Origin of the sequence: Facilibium subflavum, from assembly GCF_003574485.1 — a bacterium.
In the GTDB taxonomy this organism is placed as follows: Bacteria; Pseudomonadota; Gammaproteobacteria; order Francisellales; family Francisellaceae; genus Facilibium; species Facilibium subflavum.
The window spans coordinates 1-1369 of record NZ_QLIT01000169.1; the positions used below are offsets into that span (position 1 = coordinate 1).

Annotated in this window: 2 protein-coding genes; both read left to right on the forward strand. The window is 32.6% G+C overall.

Features of this window, described 5'->3' with window-relative positions; translation table 11 throughout:
* The coding region (locus tag DNK84_RS10040; protein WP_119344383.1) for a hypothetical protein at window positions 1-1258 on the forward strand (1258 nt) is incomplete at its 5' end.
* A gap of 3 nt (window positions 1259-1261) precedes the next feature.
* On the forward strand, window positions 1262-1369 hold a 108-nt coding region (locus tag DNK84_RS15085; protein ID WP_162902367.1), incomplete at its 3' end, for a DnaB-like helicase N-terminal domain-containing protein.

The following is a 1369-nucleotide window of genomic DNA, read 5'->3' on the forward strand; positions in this document are numbered from 1 at the left end:
AACAAAAGAGGTTCAATTAGAGTGTAATAAGGATTCAAAAGAGGTTCAATTAGAGTGTAATAAGGATTCAAAAGAGGTTCAATTAGAGTGTAATAAGGATTCAAAAGAGGTTCAATTAGAGTGTAATAAGGATTCAAAAGAGGTTCAATTAGAGTCTAATAAGGATTCAAAAGAGGTTCAATTAGAGTCTAATTCACTGAACCAAATTTTACCTAGAATATCTACCAACGAAAAGAAAATATTAGTTGTGCTAATACGAAAAATGATTGAGTCTGAGTCTAATTGTACTCAAGATATGAATACAAATACTTTAGCATTAAGCGTAGGAACAACTGTAAATGGCTTAAAAACAGGTTTAAAAAGACTCGTTGAAAAAGGTGTTATACGTCGCGATACGGGGAAAAGGGGAGTTGGTGGAGTTATTAGATTTTCAACATCAAGCAATATAAAGAATAAATTATTAAATTTCTTATCGGATGATTTAAATGATTTTGAAAAGGGTTCAAATAAGGGTTCAGACGCTGAAAATAATGATTTTGGTTCTTCTATATATAATAGTAATACTACTAATACTATAAAAAATAAAGTCCGTGAAATCGATGCGGCTAAAAATCATTCTATTGAACAGAAAGACCAACTTATTGCTGAAATGCAAAAACAAATAGCAGAGCTACAAAAAAGACATCATCAAGATGATTCAACTTCAAGCGCAATTGAAAAAACAGAGGTAGATAATGATGATCTATATGAAATTGATATTTCTCCACTAGAGCCATTTGGTTTTACTCAAAAACATCTTAAGCAGGTAATTGCTTTTAATAGCAAGTTGGATGATCGCAGTAAAATAAATGCCGATGACTTAGAAGAAAGCATTCAGCATTATGCCTGGGCATTGGAAAATCGCTTTGAAGAGATGACTGAAAAATATGGAAAAAGCTTTGCAAATAATAAATTGAAAATTTTGATGGGTGTTTTGAAAAAAGGACAATCTTGGACTGAACCACAATTTCGCTCAGCAGAAGAAATTGCTCTTGAAGAGCAAGTTAAAGCGAATAAAGAGAAACTTAAAAAACTTCAAGCCTTGCAGGAAGAAGCTTTTAACAGTGCTTATGAACTATGGAAATTAGAGTTAACTAAAGAGCAATACACCAAGATCAAGGACTCACTGCCATCATCATATGCTAATTTGTCCGATGGCAGTAAGATGCTTGTAACCGCTCTCAAAAATCACTTCCGAGAAAACGTTTACAAAGGGTAATATATGACAAACTCAACTATAAATCAACTTCAGTCACTTGATGCTGAAAGGTCAGTGATAGGCTCATTAATCCTTGATAATGATGTTTATGATCGAATCAGTGATATTTTG